The 1,390-nt window shown below is 57.8% G+C and carries 1 protein-coding gene; it reads left to right on the forward strand.

Annotated elements, in window-relative coordinates; translation table 11 throughout:
- Positions 1-112: 112 nt before the first annotated feature.
- Positions 113-1,324 carry a WD40 repeat domain-containing protein gene (locus BMZ02_RS18665; RefSeq protein ID WP_139209276.1) on the forward strand — a complete coding sequence of 404 codons (1,212 nt, stop codon included), beginning with the start codon at positions 113-115 and terminating at the stop codon, positions 1,322-1,324.
- Positions 1,325-1,390: the final 66 nt, after the last annotated feature.

Consider the following 1,390-nt stretch of genomic DNA (forward strand, 5'->3'; position numbering starts at 1 on the left):
CACAGGCGCTGGAGACGGTCTGGCGACCGCGTGGCTGGCTCCGTTGGCTGCAGTGGCTGGATCGTTGACAGGTCGCATGTGAACGCCTCATGAACCCAGGGAAGGTGCAGGAGTGAAGCGCTGTATCATGTGGTGTGCCCTGACGCTGAGCGTGCTGGGCATTGTCTTCTTTATCGTGCCCAACTCCACATGGAATGACGTTCAGCTTGGCTGGCCGCAGCCGGGGCCGGCGCAGGTGGTCAGTGTCTCGGAGGACGGGCGCTGGGTGGTGAGCTCGCACGCGGACAACCGGATTGTGCTGTGGGATGTCGAGGAGCGGCGCAGCGAGGTGGTGAGTGACGATGGCAATGCTTACTCAGCATATTTTATTAGCGGGCACGATGCGTTTCTCTGGCAGGGCTTGGATGGGGTAGTGCGTATACAGGATGTCCAGGGTGGAGTCATAGACCGTTTCAAGCATCTTCCGGTGTACGGACATGTAATCGGAAGTGATTTAGAAACCTATATTTCCGCAGATGAAGAGTACCGTATCTACCGAAACTGGGGTGAAGATAAGAGTGTCGTAAAATACGACGACGATCGGCCTGCATTTCTGGGGAGCTTGCTCAATCTGGTGGTGTTGGAGCAGTCGGGTTATCTGCTTTCGATTGGGCATGGTTCAGATTTGGATAAGCGACCGATCGAGGCTGATAACCCAAAGGGGCGGAACGCTTATGGGGGGCTAGCTTATGATGGTCCGGTCTTATGGAATTTGTCGACGTGGGAGCCCTTGGTTAAATTCCACGGGCTCTACGGCAAAGCTCATGGAGATCTGAGTCCGGATGGCGAGTATGTAGTAGCTGCGGACGAAAGAGGAATCGCCCGCGTGTGGGAGACTGCGACGGGTCAGGAGCGGTGGTTGTTGGCGAGCTATAACTTCGGGCTTCGGCGGCATACGGAAGGCGGTGATATAGAGCGGGACGATAGTGGTCTGATTGACCTTCCGGATGGATGGAGGACATTGCCCGAGGAAAATGTCGGCGTGCAGTTCGTGGCCGATGAGTGGTTCGTAAGGGTGCCGAAGGGCCACCCATATGCCGCGCTCTACCACATCGACAGCCCCTGGCATCAGGCGTTTTTTGATCTTGGCGATGACCCGCCGCCGGCGACGGATCGTTACATCCCCTCGGTGGACGCGACGCCGGAAGCGCATGTTCTGGTCACCGGGCAGCGTTATCCCCATGGCGGCATCAACGTCTACCGGTTCGACCCGGAGACACAGGCGCTGGAGACGGTCTGGCGACCACGTGGCTGGTTGCGTTGGTTGCAGTGGCTGGATCGTTGACAGGTCGCACGTGAACGCCTCATGAACCCAGGGAAGGTGCAGGAGTGAAGCGCTGTATCAAGTGGT

Origin of the sequence: Aquisalimonas asiatica (assembly GCF_900110585.1) — a bacterium.
Lineage (GTDB): Bacteria > Pseudomonadota > Gammaproteobacteria > Nitrococcales > Aquisalimonadaceae > Aquisalimonas > Aquisalimonas asiatica.